Source organism: Citrobacter sp. B72 (genome assembly GCF_016894305.1).
GTDB classification, from domain to species: Bacteria; Pseudomonadota; Gammaproteobacteria; order Enterobacterales; family Enterobacteriaceae; genus Citrobacter; species Citrobacter portucalensis.
Genome location: NZ_CP069801.1, coordinates 1,280,209 through 1,294,793, shown reverse-complemented (window position 1 = coordinate 1,294,793; position 14,585 = coordinate 1,280,209). Strand labels below are relative to the sequence as shown.

At 52.1% G+C, this 14,585-nt stretch carries 10 protein-coding genes, 1 tRNA gene and 2 rRNA genes; 7 read left to right on the top strand and 6 right to left on the bottom strand.

Annotated features, from left to right (window positions below; translation table 11 throughout):
* Positions 1-79 precede the first annotated feature (79 nt).
* Positions 80-667 carry a cysteine/O-acetylserine transporter gene (gene eamB / locus JQN59_RS06065; RefSeq protein ID WP_048215759.1) on the top strand — a complete coding sequence of 196 codons (588 nt, stop codon included), beginning with the start codon at positions 80-82 and terminating at the stop codon, positions 665-667.
* A gap of 79 nt (positions 668-746) precedes the next feature.
* Here the strand turns inward: eamB and grcA are convergent, their stop codons facing one another.
* Entirely contained in the window at positions 747-1,130 is a 384-nt protein-coding gene (gene grcA / locus JQN59_RS06060) for an autonomous glycyl radical cofactor GrcA (RefSeq protein ID WP_003037563.1), read from the bottom strand.
* Positions 1,131-1,447: 317 nt separating this feature from the next.
* Between grcA and ung the strand changes: the two genes are divergently transcribed.
* Positions 1,448-2,137, top strand: a complete 690-nt coding sequence (gene ung, locus JQN59_RS06055) for a uracil-DNA glycosylase (RefSeq protein ID WP_008785504.1) — start codon at positions 1,448-1,450, stop codon at positions 2,135-2,137.
* A 33-nt stretch (positions 2,138-2,170) separates the two neighbouring features.
* Here the strand turns inward: ung and JQN59_RS06050 are convergent, their stop codons facing one another.
* Positions 2,171-3,250: a tRNA/rRNA methyltransferase gene (locus JQN59_RS06050; protein ID WP_020996710.1), complete on the bottom strand. Its 1,080-nt coding sequence runs from the start codon at positions 3,248-3,250 to the stop codon at positions 2,171-2,173.
* Between the two features lie 207 nt (positions 3,251-3,457).
* Here JQN59_RS06050 and trxC point away from each other — a divergent pair, with 207 nt between their 5' ends.
* The 5 genes from trxC (at position 3,458) to JQN59_RS06025 (ending at position 9,180) form a co-directional block, all read left to right on the top strand.
* Positions 3,458-3,877 carry a thioredoxin TrxC gene (gene trxC / locus JQN59_RS06045; RefSeq protein WP_008785506.1) on the top strand — a complete coding sequence of 140 codons (420 nt, stop codon included), beginning with the start codon at positions 3,458-3,460 and terminating at the stop codon, positions 3,875-3,877.
* 69 nt (positions 3,878-3,946) lie between these two features.
* Positions 3,947-4,645 (top strand): tRNA-uridine aminocarboxypropyltransferase, encoded by a 699-nt coding sequence (tapT, locus tag JQN59_RS06040; protein ID WP_003835347.1) that lies wholly within the window; start codon positions 3,947-3,949, stop codon positions 4,643-4,645.
* Positions 4,646-4,681: 36 nt separating this feature from the next.
* Positions 4,682-7,342, top strand: coding sequence for a bifunctional acetate--CoA ligase family protein/GNAT family N-acetyltransferase (locus tag JQN59_RS06035; protein ID WP_057066699.1), 2,661 nt, complete (start codon positions 4,682-4,684; stop codon positions 7,340-7,342).
* Between the two features lie 114 nt (positions 7,343-7,456).
* On the top strand, positions 7,457-8,812 hold the full coding sequence (gene pssA, locus JQN59_RS06030) for a CDP-diacylglycerol--serine O-phosphatidyltransferase (protein WP_003835350.1): 1,356 nt from the start codon (positions 7,457-7,459) through the stop codon (positions 8,810-8,812).
* A gap of 32 nt (positions 8,813-8,844) precedes the next feature.
* Positions 8,845-9,180 (top strand): YfiM family lipoprotein, encoded by a 336-nt coding sequence (locus tag JQN59_RS06025; protein ID WP_153687927.1) that lies wholly within the window; start codon positions 8,845-8,847, stop codon positions 9,178-9,180.
* Here the strand turns inward: JQN59_RS06025 and JQN59_RS06020 are convergent.
* The 4 genes from JQN59_RS06020 to JQN59_RS06005 all read right to left on the bottom strand — a co-directional run bounded on the left by JQN59_RS06020 (position 9,177) and on the right by JQN59_RS06005 (position 14,548).
* Complete coding sequence (locus JQN59_RS06020) at positions 9,177-10,475, bottom strand: MFS transporter (RefSeq protein WP_149608319.1); 1,299 nt, start codon at positions 10,473-10,475, stop codon at positions 9,177-9,179. The two genes, JQN59_RS06025 and JQN59_RS06020, sit on opposite strands and share 4 nt — an antisense overlap.
* Before the next feature lie 658 nt (positions 10,476-11,133).
* Positions 11,134-11,249 (bottom strand): 5S ribosomal RNA (rrf, locus tag JQN59_RS06015).
* 94 nt (positions 11,250-11,343) lie between these two features.
* Positions 11,344-14,251, bottom strand: a 23S ribosomal RNA gene (locus JQN59_RS06010).
* A 221-nt stretch (positions 14,252-14,472) separates the two neighbouring features.
* Positions 14,473-14,548: transfer RNA gene (locus JQN59_RS06005), tRNA-Glu, on the bottom strand.
* Between the last annotated feature and the right edge of the window lie 37 nt (positions 14,549-14,585).

The window sequence follows — 14,585 nt, the reverse complement described above, 5'->3', positions numbered from 1 at the left end:
CGAATCCAGAATGCAAAAACATTCATTTTTTTAAATGTTTTATCTCGGGTACTGTCTATCAAAACAGAGGAGATAACAAGTGACCCCCACCCTTTTAAGTGCATTCTGGACCTATACATTGATTACCGCGCTAACTCCCGGACCAAACAACATCCTTGCGCTCAGTGCCGCGACGTCACACGGTTTTCGTCAGAGTACACGCGTACTGGCCGGAATGAGTCTGGGCTTTTTAATCGTCATGCTGATGTGCGCCGGGATTTCATTTTCACTGGCAGTCATGGATCCAGCCATCATCCATTGGCTTAGTTGGGCTGGGGCCGCTTATATCCTGTGGCTGGCGCTGAAGATCGCCACCAGCCCGACCTCGAACGCTCGATTGCAGTCAGAGCCGATTAGCTTCTGGGCAAGTTTTGGCTTGCAGTTTGTTAACGTGAAAATCATTTTATACGGCATTACCGCGTTATCCACGTTTGTATTACCGTACACTCAGGACGCCCACTGGCTGATTGGGGTAAGTATTCTGTTAGCGCTGATAGGCACCTTCGGGAATGCCTGCTGGGCGCTGGCGGGCCATCTTTTTCAGCGCGTTTTTCGCCATTACGGTCGACAGTTGAATATCATTCTGGCGCTGCTTTTGGTGTATTGCGCGGTGAGGATCTTTTACTAACAGATGCAAAAAAGCGGAAGACGCACTGGCATCTTCCGCTTTTTGATTCTCTGCTAAACGGGGTTATTCCCCGTGAGCCTTACAGGCTCTCAGTAAAGGTACGAGCAATAACGTCGCGCTGCTGTTCTGGGGTCAGAGAGTTGAAACGCACTGCATAACCCGAAACACGGATGGTCAGCTGCGGATATTTTTCCGGATGCTTAACTGCATCTTCCAGCGTTTCGCGACGCAGAACGTTCACGTTCAGGTGCTGACCACCTTCCACGCGGACTTCCGGCTGTACGTCTACCGGTACTTCACGGTATTCGATTTCGCCCAGTTTGCTGACTGCAACGACTTCATCAGCATTGAAACCTGCTTTCGCAACGATGCAGCGAGCTTCGCCTTTTTCGCTGTCCAGCAGCCAGAAAGAGTTCAGCAGGTCGTCGTTTGCAGCTTTAGTAATCTGGATACCTGTAATCATTTGATGCCTCCCCGGCAAAATTATTTGATCTCGGTTGGCCGTCATCCGGCCAATTGGTAAAACCATTGTTGCTTGAGTGTATATATACCCCTCACACACCCTTGAATCCTTGATTTAAATCAATAAAAACCATACATGAAAAGTGGTGATAGGTGGATTTTATTGTTTTACATCAACTTACGCCATGTGCGCAGCTAAACTTTTTACATAAATTTTCAACTATCTTTAAGTGGTAGACCATTGAGTAACGTACAGAATTTTGCGACGTCGAAAGAAGCAGTTAAGCTAGGGGGATTGAAAATTCGCAGGAGAGCGAGATGGCCACCGAATTAACCTGGCACGATGTGCTGGCTGAAGAGAAACAGCAGCCTTATTTTGTTAACACACTGCATACTGTTGCCGGCGAGCGTCAGTCAGGTATGACAATTTATCCGCCGCAAAAAGATGTGTTTAACGCTTTTCGCTTTACCGAGCTTGGTGACGTGAAAGTCGTTATCCTGGGTCAGGATCCTTACCACGGTCCAGGCCAGGCACACGGTCTCGCGTTCTCTGTTCGCCCCGGCATTGCCACTCCCCCCTCGTTGCTGAACATGTACAAAGAGCTGGAGGCAACGATTCCAGGTTTCACGCGCCCAACGCACGGATATCTGGAAAGCTGGGCACGCCAGGGGGTACTGTTACTCAACACCGTACTCACCGTCCGCGCCGGTCAGGCGCATTCTCACGCCAGCCTTGGATGGGAAACATTTACCGATAAAGTCATCAGCCTGATTAACCAACATCGGGAAGGCGTGGTTTTCCTGCTCTGGGGTTCTCACGCACAGAAGAAAGGCGCGATTATTGATACGCAGCGTCACCATGTGTTGAAAGCGCCCCACCCATCACCGCTCTCTGCGCATCGCGGTTTCTTTGGCTGCAATCACTTTGTACTGGCGAATGAATGGCTGGAACAACGAGGTGAAAAGCCAATTGACTGGATGCCGGTATTACCCGCAGAAAGCGAGTAAAAAAATGCCAGCGATTCGCTGGCATTTTTATTATCAGGCTTTGTTCTGACGCCACCACTCCGCGAGCAGCACGCCTGTTGCCACAGAAACGTTGAGCGTTTCTACCTTGCCAGTGCCGTCAATCGCTATGCACAAATCGTCGGCTGAGCATGCTGCTTCTGGCAGAGCTTCACGCTCACGCCCTAATACCAGCACCATTTTTTCCGGCAGTGTGGTAGTAAACAGCGGTTTGCCTTTCGCACTTGAGGTCATCACAACCGTGTAACCCGCCTGGCGGAAGTCGTCCAGCACATCAACAATGCTGTCGCCGGTAATCGGCTGAACGTGCTCTGCACCACCTTCAGCTGTACGGATGGCCGCACCTGATTCCAGCAGCGCCGCGTCCTGTACCACCACGCCTTTCACACCAAAGTGGGCGCAGCTACGCATCATTCCGCCCAGGTTGTGCGGGTTAGCGATATCTTCCAGTGCCAGCACGCAATCCTGCGCCCCTGCCTGACCGACCCATTGCTTAACGGTAGTACCGTTACGTTTTTTGATCAGGAAACAGACGCCTCCATGGTGTTCAGTGCCAGAGGCTTTCGCCAGCTCGGCTTCGTCAACCACGTGATAGGCTTTGCGGTTTGCAGCCATCCAGCGTAATGCTTCTTTAAAGCGCGGGGTTACGCTCTGAACAAACCAGGCGCGGACGATGGCGTCCGGACGACTCTGGAACAGAGCCTGACAGGCATTCTCACCGTAAACGCGGGTTTCTTCCGCACGTTGACGGCGTAATACTTCAGGATCGATAAAGCTCTTACCGCTAATACCGCCGTGATCGGCTTTATCCGCCGCGTCATCATTCGGTGCGCGGGACACGGTACGCCACGGTGAATCTTCACGTCTGCGGTCACGTTCTACATCGCGGTCACGACCACGTTCACGACCGCGTTCGCTGTTCGGACCCTTTCGGTCATCACGGGCAGGGCGACGACCGCCTTCGGCTCGGGAAGTACCGGGGCGACCACCGCCTTTGCCAGTACGTGGATTTTGGGTGCGTTTATCCGAGTCATCGTCACTGCGGACGTACATCACTTTGACCTTGCCGTTTTTGTTCTTCAGTTCGTCGCTCATGTTTTTCTCCACCTGCTCTGCGCGAAGCGCGCAGATTACCCGATGTGCACGTCGTTAGCCATTATTTCATTTAAAAGCTAAGGACTATTGTACTCATTGAATAAAACGCATTGTTGTTTAGAACAGACTCCCCGATAATATGTAACATAATAGAAACATACTGGCGTTCCTGCCGTGAAGTCCACTCCACTCATCCAGAGGTTAGTTATGAATACCGTTTGTACCAGCTGCCAGGCTATCAACCGCATCCCCGACGATCGCGTCCAGGAAGCGGCTAAATGCGGACGCTGTGGTCACGACCTGTTTGATGGGGAGGTGATCAATGCGACCGGTGAGACACTGGATAAACTGTTAAAAGACGATCTCCCGGTGGTCGTTGACTTTTGGGCCCCCTGGTGTGGTCCATGTCGTAACTTCGCCCCGATTTTTGAAGATGTCGCGGAAGAGCGTAGCGGTAAAGTGCGTTTTGTTAAAGTGAATACGGAAGCCGAACGTGAACTCAGCGCCCGTTTCGGTATCCGCAGCATTCCGACCATTATGATTTTCAAAAAAGGGGAAATCGTCGACATGCTTAACGGCGCTGTACCAAAAGCCCCGTTTGATAGCTGGCTTAACGAATCATTATAATCTCTACGGGGCGCATCTTGTGCCCCGTTTTCACCTCTGCGACAATAGCGTTTTTCAACGTGTTTCCCCATGACCGATAACGCTGTTCTTCAGTTACGCGCTGAGCGCCTCGCGCGCGCCACGCGTCCTTTCCTTGCCCGAGGTAATCGCGTCCGCCGCTGTCAGCGCTGCCTGCTGCCGCAGAAACTCTGCTTGTGCGCAACGCTGGCACCCTCTGAGGCAAAAAGTCGCTTTTGTCTGGTGATGTTTGATACCGAGCCGATGAAGCCCAGCAACACGGGGCGTTTGATTGCTGATATTCTGCCCGATACCACGGCTTTTCAGTGGTCACGCACCGAGCCGCCGCAGGCGCTGTTGGAACTGGTGAAAAATCCAGATTACCAGCCGATGGTTGTATTCCCGGCCTCCTATGCGGGTGAAGAGCGTGAAGTGATTTTCACGCCACCAGCCGGTAAGCCACCATTGTTTATCATGCTCGACGGTACCTGGCCTGAGGCGCGTAAAATGTTCCGCAAAAGCCCGTACCTCGATAACCTACCGGTGATCTCCGTTGATTTATCACGCCTTTCAGCTTACCACCTGCGTGGCGTTCACGCTGAAGGGCAATATTGCACTGCCGAAGTGGCCATCGCCTTGTTGGATCTGGCGGGAGATACGCAAGCCGCAGAAGGGTTAAGCGATCATTTCACTCGCTTTAAAACCCGCTACCTGGCAGGAAAAACTCAACATCAGGGAAGCGTCACAGCAGATTCATCAGAAAACGTTTAAAATCATTCGGTCACTGGTGTCATTAAGGAAGCCGATATGAGTCAGCGTGGTCTGGAAGCACTACTGCGACCGAAATCCATTGCGGTGATAGGGGCGTCAATGAAGCCTAATCGCGCGGGTTACCTGATGATGCGTAACCTGCTTGCCGGCGGTTTCAATGGGCCTGTTTTACCGGTGACGCCCGCATGGAAAGCGGTCCTGGGCGTACTGGCATGGCCCAATATCAACAGCCTGCCCTTTAGCCCGGATCTCGCCGTGTTGTGCACCAATGCCAGCCGTAACCTGGCGTTACTCGAAGCGCTCGGCGAGAAAGGCTGTAAAACCTGCATTATTCTCTCAGCTCCCGCGGCGCAGCACGCAGAGCTGCTGGCCTGCGCATCACGCTACAACATACGTTTGCTGGGCCCCAACAGCCTGGGACTTCTCGCGCCCTGGCAAGGGCTTAACGCCAGCTTTTCCCCCGTCCCGATTAAGCGCGGCAAGCTGGCTTTTATCTCTCAATCCGCTGCCGTATCCAATACCATACTCGACTGGGCACAGCAGAGAGAAATGGGCTTTTCTTACTTTATCGCGCTGGGTGATAGCCTGGATATCGACGTTGATGAGCTGCTGGATTACCTGGCGCGCGACAGCAAAACCAGCGCGATATTGCTGTATCTCGAACATTTAAGTGATGCCCGACGCTTTGTTTCCGCCGCCCGCAGCGCCTCGCGCAATAAACCTATTCTGGTGATTAAGAGCGGTCGTAGTCCAGCGGCGCAGCGTTTACTGCATACCAGCGCCGGGATGGACCCTGCGTGGGATGCCGCTATTCAGCGCGCCGGTTTACTACGCGTACAAGACACACACGAGCTGTTCTCGGCGGTCGAAACCCTGAGTCACATGCGTCCACTACGTGGCGACAGGCTGATGATCATCAGCAATGGGGCCGCGCCTGCCGCACTGGCATTAGATGAACTGTGGTCAAAAAATGGCAAGTTGGCGACGTTGAGTGAAGACACCTGCCAGAAATTACGTGATGCGTTGCCTGAACATGTTGATATCGCCAACCCGCTGGATCTGCGTGATGATGCCAGCAGCGAACACTACGTTAAGACACTGGATATTTTGCTCGCCAGCCAGGATTTCGACGCGCTGATGGTGATTCATTCACCCAGCGCAGCCGCTCCCGGAACCGAAAGCGCACTGGCATTGATTGAAGCGGTAAAGCATCACCCCCGAGGAAAATTCGTCTCGTTGCTGACCAACTGGTGCGGAGAGTTTTCCTCTCAGGAAGCCCGCAGATTGTTTAGCGAAGCCGGACTGCCCACCTACCGCACGCCGGAAGGTACCATCACCGCATTTATGCATATGGTGGAGTATCGGCGAAACCAGAAGCAGCTACGAGAAACGCCTGCGCTGCCTGACAGCCTGACCTCCAACACCGCCGAAGCGCATAATCTGTTACAGCGGGCGATTGCTGAAGGAGCGACATCGCTTGATACCCATGAAGTGCAGCCGATTTTACAGGCTTATGGCTTACACACGCTGCCAACGTGGATCGCCAGCGACAGCGCGGAGGCCGTACACATCGCGGAGCAAATCGGCTACCCGGTGGCGCTCAAGCTGCGTTCTCCTGATATTCCGCATAAATCAGAAGTTCAGGGGGTGATGCTCTACCTGCGTACAGCCACTGAAGTGCAGCAGGCCGCCAATGCAATTTTCGATCGGGTAAAAATGGCCTGGCCGCAGGCACGCATTCACGGCTTATTAGTGCAAAGTATGGCGAATCGCGCCGGCGCTCAGGAGCTTCGTGTCGTCGTTGAACACGACCCGGTATTTGGCCCGTTGATTATGTTGGGTGAAGGTGGTGTTGAGTGGCGACCGGAAGATCAAGCCGTGGTGGCATTGCCGCCATTAAACATGAATCTGGCGCGTTATCTGGTGATCCAGGGGATCAAAAATAAAAAGATCCGCGCGCGCAGCGCACTGCGCCCATTGGATATCGCCGGGTTGAGCCAACTTCTGGTGCAGGTCTCCAACCTGATCGTCGATTGCCCGGAAATTCAGCGTCTGGATATTCATCCGCTGCTGGCCTCGGCCGGAGAATTTACCGCGCTGGACGTTACGCTGGATATTGCCCCTTTTACGGGCGATAACGAAAGCAGACTGGCTGTACGTCCCTACCCTCATCAGCTTGAAGAGTGGGTGGAGTTGAAGAACGGCGAGCGCTGTCTGTTCCGCCCCATTTTGCCGGAGGATGAACCTCATCTTCAGCAGTTCATTTCTCAGGTGACAAAAGAAGATCTTTATTATCGCTATTTCAGTGAGATCAACGAATTTACCCACGAAGATTTAGCCAATATGACGCAGATCGACTACGATCGGGAAATGGCCTTTGTTGCGGTGCGTTGTAAAGATAATCACGAAGAGATCCTCGGCGTAACGCGAGCAATCTCGGATCCTGATAACGTAGACGCTGAGTTTGCCGTACTGGTTCGTTCCGATCTCAAAGGGCTTGGACTGGGTCGCCGATTGATGGAAAAATTAATTGCCTATACTCGAGATCACGGACTTATACGTTTGAATGGTATTACGATGCCGAACAATCGTGGGATGGTCGCCCTGGCCCGAAAACTCGGGTTTGTTGTTGACGTCCAGCTCGAAGAGGGAATTGTTGGGCTAACGCTTAATCTGGCCCAATGTGAGGAATCGTGAGTAAGGTACTGGAAATGTTGACCACATTAATGGGTACTGGTGGTATCATTGCCCGCTTATGTCGTCTGCATAGCACAGAGGACCCTTCAATGAACAGAGAAGAAATGCACTGTGATGTTGTCAAAATTTAAGCGTAATAAACATCAACAACACCTTGCCCAACTACCCAAGATTTCTCAGTCAGTTGATGATGTAGATTTCTTTTATGCTCCCGCTAATTTCAGGGAGACTCTGCTGGAAAAAATAGCCAGCGCGACGCGACGGATCTGCATTATTGCGCTGTACCTGGAACAGGATGACGGTGGTAAAGGCATACTTGACGCTCTCTATGCGGCAAAACGGCAGCGTCCTGAGCTGGATGTCCGGGTGCTTGTCGACTGGCACCGAGCCCAGCGCGGTCGTATTGGTGCTGCGGCATCCAATACCAATGCTGATTGGTATTGCCGAATGGCGCAAGAAAACCCTGGTATCGATATTCCTGTCTACGGTGTCCCGATTAACACCCGTGAAGCGCTTGGCGTCCTGCATTTCAAAGGCTTTATCATTGATGACAGCGTCCTGTACAGCGGGGCCAGTCTGAACGATGTTTACCTGCATCAGCATGATAAATATCGCTATGACCGTTATCAGTTGATTCGCAACGCGCAAATGGCCGATATCATGTTCGATTGGGTGACGCAAAACCTGATGAACGGTCGCGGCGTTAACCGTCTTGATGATATCAACCGCCCTAAAAGCCCAGAAATTAAAAACGACATCCGCCTGTACCGTCAGGAACTGCGCGATGCGTCATTCCATTTTCAGGGTGATGCTGATAACGAACAGCTTTCGGTTACGCCTCTGGTGGGCCTTGGGAAATCCAGTCTATTAAATAAGACCATTTTCCATCTTATGCCCTGCGCGGAGCACAAGCTTACAATCTGTACCCCTTATTTCAACCTTCCCGCCATACTGGTGCGCAATATCATTCAACTGCTGCGTGAAGGGAAAAAGGTTGAAATCATTGTCGGTGATAAAACCGCCAACGACTTTTTCATCCCGGAAGATGAGCCATTCAAGATCATCGGTGCGCTGCCTTATCTGTATGAAATCAATCTGCGCCGTTTCTTGAGCAGATTGCAGTATTACGTGAATACCGACCAGCTGGTCGTACGCCTATGGAAAGATGATGACAACACCTATCATCTGAAAGGTATGTGGGTTGATGATAAATGGATGCTGCTCACCGGCAACAACCTTAACCCTCGCGCCTGGCGTCTGGATCTGGAAAACGCCATCCTTATTCACGATCCTAAGCAAGAGCTCACCCCTCAGCGCGATAAAGAGCTGGAGCTTATCCGTACGCATACTACCGTCGTTAAGCACTATCGCGACCTGCAAAGCATTGCTGACTATCCAGTCAAAGTGCGTAAGCTCATCCGTCGACTACGCCGTATTCGTATCGACAGATTAATTAGCCGTATTCTGTAATCAAGACCCCGTCCAGTGACGGGGTTTTTCATATGGAGGCAACGGTGCGCCTGTTCATTCTTACCAGTATCCTTGCCATTTCGGGCTGCAGCCATATGGCTAACGACCAGTGGAGCGGGCAAGACAAAGCTCAACACTTCATCGCCTCCGCCATGCTTGCCGCAGCCGGCAATGAATATGCCCAACATCAGGGCAACAGCCGCGATCGCAGTGCGGCTATCGGCCTGATGTTCTCAGTCAGCCTGGGTGCGTCAAAAGAGCTGTGGGACAGCCGTCCCGCTGGGAGCGGCTGGAGCTGGAAGGACTTCGCCTGGGATGTTGCAGGCGCATCTACCGGCTATGCGGTCTGGCAACTGGCACATTACTAGAGGCGCAGACCTTTCCCTTTCCCATGCAGCATTAGCGATACTAAAAACGCAACGACTGCCAGCGCAGTGACGTACCAGAAGAATGTCGTTTCCATACCGACAGACTTCAGGGACAACGCGACATATTCGGCTGAACCGCCAAACAGCGCATTGGCCACCGCATAAGATAAGCCGACCCCCAGAGCGCGTACCTGTGCCGGGAACATTTCGGCCTTCAGAATACCGCTAATTGACGTATAGAAACTGACGATTAACAGGGCACACATCACCAGAGCAAACGCCATATACGAGGATGTTACGCTTTGCAATGCTGTCAGAATGGGAACGGTGAAAATCGCGGCCAACGCGCCAAAACACAGCATTGAAGTACGTCGGCCAATTTTATCTGACAAGGCGCCGAACAGCGGTTGTACCAGCATGAACACACACAGTGCCGCCGTCATAATCCCACTGGCTACGTTGGCATGCATACCGGCTGTGTTAACCAGGTACTTCTGCATATAGGTTGTGAACGTATAAAAACACAATGATCCCGCGGCGGTAAAACCAAGCACCATGACAAAAGCTTTGCGATTACGCCACAGACCTTTCAGGGAACCCGCTTCTTTCAGCGCGCGAACATCCTGTTTCGAGGTTTCATCCAGTTGGCGACGCAGCCATAGCGCAACAATAGCCAGCACGGCACCCAACGCAAATGGAATACGCCAACCCCACTCTCTGAGCGCTGAGTCTTCTAACGTGTGCTGTAATATGACCACAACCAGTAATGCCAGTAACTGTCCGCCGATTAACGTTACGTACTGGAATGAAGCATAAAAACCTTTCTTACCTTCAACGGCGACTTCACTCATATAGGTCGCGCTGGTTCCGTATTCACCACCGACAGATAACCCCTGGAATAGCCTTGCCAGCAGTAATAGCGCAGGCGCCCAGGTACCGATAGTTTCATATCCCGGTAGACAAGCGATCACCAACGATCCCATGCACATCATACAAACGGACAGCAACATGGACTTTTTACGCCCGTGCTTATCCGCGATACGGCCAAACAGCCAGCCTCCAATTGGTCGCATCAAGAAGCCAGCGGCAAAAACGCCAGCGGTTTGTAAGAGTTGTGTGGTGGTATTTCCTGATGGAAAAAAGATATGAGCAAAATAAAGAGAGCAGAATGAATAGATATAGAAATCAAACCATTCGACCAGATTCCCTGATGATGCTCCGACAATCGCCCATATACGACGGCGGGTATCGCCGTCTGCCAGCGCCCCGTTCTCAGTTACACTACTATCAGCCATTAGAATTGTACCCCTGCCAACAATCGCGTGAATTTATCAATGATGGTCGTGTGTTTTTTGGTGAATGGAATGTTATATAATTGTTATATCTTATTATGCGGTAAAGATCACGATTTTAATTAGCAGAGAAAGGATTCAGATATGTTCGAGGGAGAGATCCGTGTAGTAGATCGAGACAGTGTGCTTTTGTTGGTCGATTAAGGCTGTTACGTCGAATCCGGCAATGTACTGCCGCGTTGCCTGATGCGCTGCGCTTATCAGGCCTACAAAATACGTTCAGCCCAGCCCCTGTAGGCCGGATAAGGCGGCACGCCGCATCCGGCAATGTACCGCCGTGTTGCCTGATGCGCTGCGCTTATCAGGCCTACAAAATACGTTCAGCCCAGCCCCTGTAGGCCGGATAAGGCGGCACGCCGCATCCGGCGGTTTTTGCCCCGCACAGACGCAAAAAAGCCCATCCGTCAGGATGGGCTTCTTCACTAAATTAATGCCTGGCAGTTTATGGCGGGCGCCCTGCCCGCCACCCTCCGGGCCGTTGCTGCGCAACGTTTAAATCCGCTCCCGGCGGATTTGTCCTCCTCAGGAGAGCGCTCACCGACAGACAACAGATAAAAAAAAAGGCCCAGTCTTTCGACTGAGCCTTTCGCTTTTATTTGATGCCTGGCAGTTCCCTACTCTCGCATGGGGAGGCCCCACACTACCATCGGCGCTACGGCGTTTCACTTCTGAGTTCGGCATGGGGTCAGGTGGGACCACCGCGCTACAGCCGCCAGGCAAATTCTGTTTATCAACACACCTCCTGGGCATGTCGATGTTATCTGTATCAGGCTGAAAATATCTCTCTTCGCCAAAACATCTTCGGCGTTGTAAGGTTAAGCCTCACGGTTCATTAGTATCGGTTAGCTCAATGTATCGCTACACTTACACACCCGACCTATCAACGTCGTCGTCTTCAACGTTCCTTCAGGACCCTTAAAGGGTCAGGGAGAACTCATCTCGGGGCAAGTTTCGTGCTTAGATGCTTTCAGCACTTATCTCTTCCGCATTTAGCTACCGGGCAATGCCATTGGCATGACAACCCGAACACCAGTGATGCGTCCACTCCGGTCCTCTCGTACTAGGAGCAGCCCCCCTCAATTCTCCAGCGCCCACGGCAGATAGGGACCGAACTGTCTCACGACGTTCTAAACCCAGCTCGCGTACCACTTTAAATGGCGAACAGCCATACCCTTGGGACCTACTTCAGCCCCAGGATGTGATGAGCCGACATCGAGGTGCCAAACACCGCCGTCGATATGAACTCTTGGGCGGTATCAGCCTGTTATCCCCGGAGTACCTTTTATCCGTTGAGCGATGGCCCTTCCATTCAGAACCACCGGATCACTAAGACCTGCTTTCGCACCTGCTCGAGCCGTCACTCTCGCAGTCAAGCTAGCTTATGCCTTTGCACTAACCTCCTGATGTCCGACCAGGATTAGCTAACCTTCGTGCTCCTCCGTTACTCTTTAGGAGGAGACCGCCCCAGTCAAACTACCCACCAGACACTGTCCGCAACCCGGATTACGGGTCTACGTTAGAACACCAGCCATTAAAGGGTGGTATTTCAAGGATGGCTCCATGCAGACTGGCGTCCACACTTCAAAGCCTCCCACCTATCCTACACATCAAGGACCAGTGTTCAGTGTCAAGCTATAGTAAAGGTTCACGGGGTCTTTCCGTCTTGCCGCGGGTACACTGCATCTTCACAGCGAGTTCAATTTCACTGAGTCTCGGGTGGAGACAGCCTGGCCATCATTACGCCATTCGTGCAGGTCGGAACTTACCCGACAAGGAATTTCGCTACCTTAGGACCGTTATAGTTACGGCCGCCGTTTACCGGGGCTTCGATCAAGAGCTTCTCCTTACGGATAACCCCATCAATTAACCTTCCGGCACCGGGCAGGCGTCACACCGTATACGTCCACTTTCGTGTTTGCACAGTGCTGTGTTTTTAATAAACAGTTGCAGCCAGCTGGTATCTTCGACTGATTTCAGCTCCATGGGTAAACCACTTCACCTACATATCAGCGTGCCTTCTCCCGAAGTTACGGCACCATTTTGCCTAGTTCCTTCACCCGAGTTCTCTCAAGCGCCTTGGTATTCTCTACCTGACCACCTGTGTCGGTTTGGGGTACGATTTCGTGTTACCTGATGCTTAGAGGCTTTTCCTGGAAGCAGGGCATTTGTTACTTCAGCACCGTAGTGCCTCGTCATCACACCTCAGCGTTAATAAGGTACCGGATTTACCTGGAACCTCCGCCTACATGCTTAAACCGGGACAACCGTCGCCCGGCTAACATAGCCTTCTCCGTCCCCCCTTCGCAGTAACACCAAGTACAGGAATATTAACCTGTTTCCCATCGACTACGCCTTTCGGCCTCGCCTTAGGGGTCGACTCACCCTGCCCCGATTAACGTTGGACAGGAACCCTTGGTCTTCCGGCGTGCGGGTTTTTCACCCGCATTATCGTTACTTATGTCAGCATTCGCACTTCTGATACCTCCAGCATACCTCACGATACACCTTCAACGGCTTACAGAACGCTCCCCTACCCAACAACACATAGTGTCGCTGCCGCAGCTTCGGTGCATGGTTTAGCCCCGTTACATCTTCCGCGCAGGCCGACTCGACCAGTGAGCTATTACGCTTTCTTTAAATGATGGCTGCTTCTAAGCCAACATCCTGGCTGTCTGTGCCTTCCCACATCGTTTCCCACTTAACCATGACTTTGGGACCTTAGCTGGCGGTCTGGGTTGTTTCCCTCTTCACGACGGACGTTAGCACCCGCCGTGTGTCTCCCGTGATAACATTCTTCGGTATTCGCAGTTTGCATCGGGTTGGTAAGTCGGGATGACCCCCTAGCCGAAACAGTGCTCTACCCCCGAAGATGAATTCACGAGGCGCTACCTAAATAGCTTTCGGGGAGAACCAGCTATCTCCCGGTTTGATTGGCCTTTCACCCCCAGCCACAAGTCATCCGCTAATTTTTCAACATTAGTCGGTTCGGTCCTCCAGTTAGTGTTACCCAACCTTCAACCTGCCCATGGCTAGATCACCGGGTTTCGGGTCTATACCCTGCAACTTAACGCCCAGTTAAGACTCGGTTTCCCTTCGGCTCCCCTATTCGGTTAACCTTGCTACAGAATATAAGTCGCTGACCCATTATACAAAAGGTACGCAGTCACACCCCAAAGGGTGCTCCCACTGCTTGTACGTACACGGTTTCAGGTTCTTTTTCACTCCCCTCGCCGGGGTTCTTTTCGCCTTTCCCTCACGGTACTGGTTCACTATCGGTCAGTCAGGAGTATTTAGCCTTGGAGGATGGTCCCCCCATATTCAGACAGGATACCACGTGTCCCGCCCTACTCTTCGAGTTCACAACACATGCACTTTTGTGTACGGGACTTTCACCCTGTATCGTGCGACTTTCCAGACGCTTCCACTAACACACATGCTGATTCAGACTCTGGGCTGCTCCCCGTTCGCTCGCCGCTACTGGGGGAATCTCGGTTGATTTCTTTTCCTCGGGGTACTTAGATGTTTCAGTTCCCCCGGTTCGCTTCATTACGCTATGTATTCACGTAATGATAGTGTGTCGAAACACACTGGGTTTCCCCATTCGGAAATCGCCGGTTATAACGGTTCATATCACCTTACCGACGCTTATCGCAGATTAGCACGTCCTTCATCGCCTCTGACTGCCAGGGCATCCACCGTGTACGCTTAGTCGCTTAACCTCACAACCCGAAGATGTTTCTTTCGATTCATCATCGACTTGCAAAAATTTGAGAGACTCGAACACACCGCTTTTCATTTCTTATTACGGAGAAATGAAACAGTGTGTCGTTTCAATTTTCAGCTTGATCCAGATTTTTAAAGAGCAAATATCTCAAACGTGACTCGAAAGTCAGTTTTGAGATACTTCGGTCGGCGACTTTCACTCACACATACCAGCAAGTGGCGTCCCCTAGGGGATTCGAACCCCTGTTACCGCCGTGAAAGGGCGGTGTCCTGGGCCTCTAGACGAAGGGGACACTGAAGTCTCAATCGCAAGACGCCTTGCTATTTACT

Bases quoted from the DNA above. Each gene is read 5' to 3' on its own strand.
- tapT (WP_003835347.1), top strand. From the start codon at position 3,947: ATGACCGATAACGCTGTTCTTCAGTTACGCGCTGAGCGCCTCGCGCGC.
- JQN59_RS06020 (WP_149608319.1), bottom strand. From the start codon at position 10,475: ATGGCTGATAGTAGTGTAACTGAGAACGGGGCGCTGGCAGACGGCGAT.
- grcA (WP_003037563.1), bottom strand. From the start codon at position 1,130: ATGATTACAGGTATCCAGATTACTAAAGCTGCAAACGACGACCTGCTG.
- JQN59_RS06050 (WP_020996710.1), bottom strand. From the start codon at position 3,250: ATGAGCGACGAACTGAAGAACAAAAACGGCAAGGTCAAAGTGATGTAC.
- pssA (WP_003835350.1), top strand. From the start codon at position 7,457: ATGTTGTCAAAATTTAAGCGTAATAAACATCAACAACACCTTGCCCAA.
- JQN59_RS06025 (WP_153687927.1), top strand. From the start codon at position 8,845: ATGGAGGCAACGGTGCGCCTGTTCATTCTTACCAGTATCCTTGCCATT.
- trxC (WP_008785506.1), top strand. From the start codon at position 3,458: ATGAATACCGTTTGTACCAGCTGCCAGGCTATCAACCGCATCCCCGAC.
- ung (WP_008785504.1), top strand. From the start codon at position 1,448: ATGGCCACCGAATTAACCTGGCACGATGTGCTGGCTGAAGAGAAACAG.
- JQN59_RS06035 (WP_057066699.1), top strand. From the start codon at position 4,682: ATGAGTCAGCGTGGTCTGGAAGCACTACTGCGACCGAAATCCATTGCG.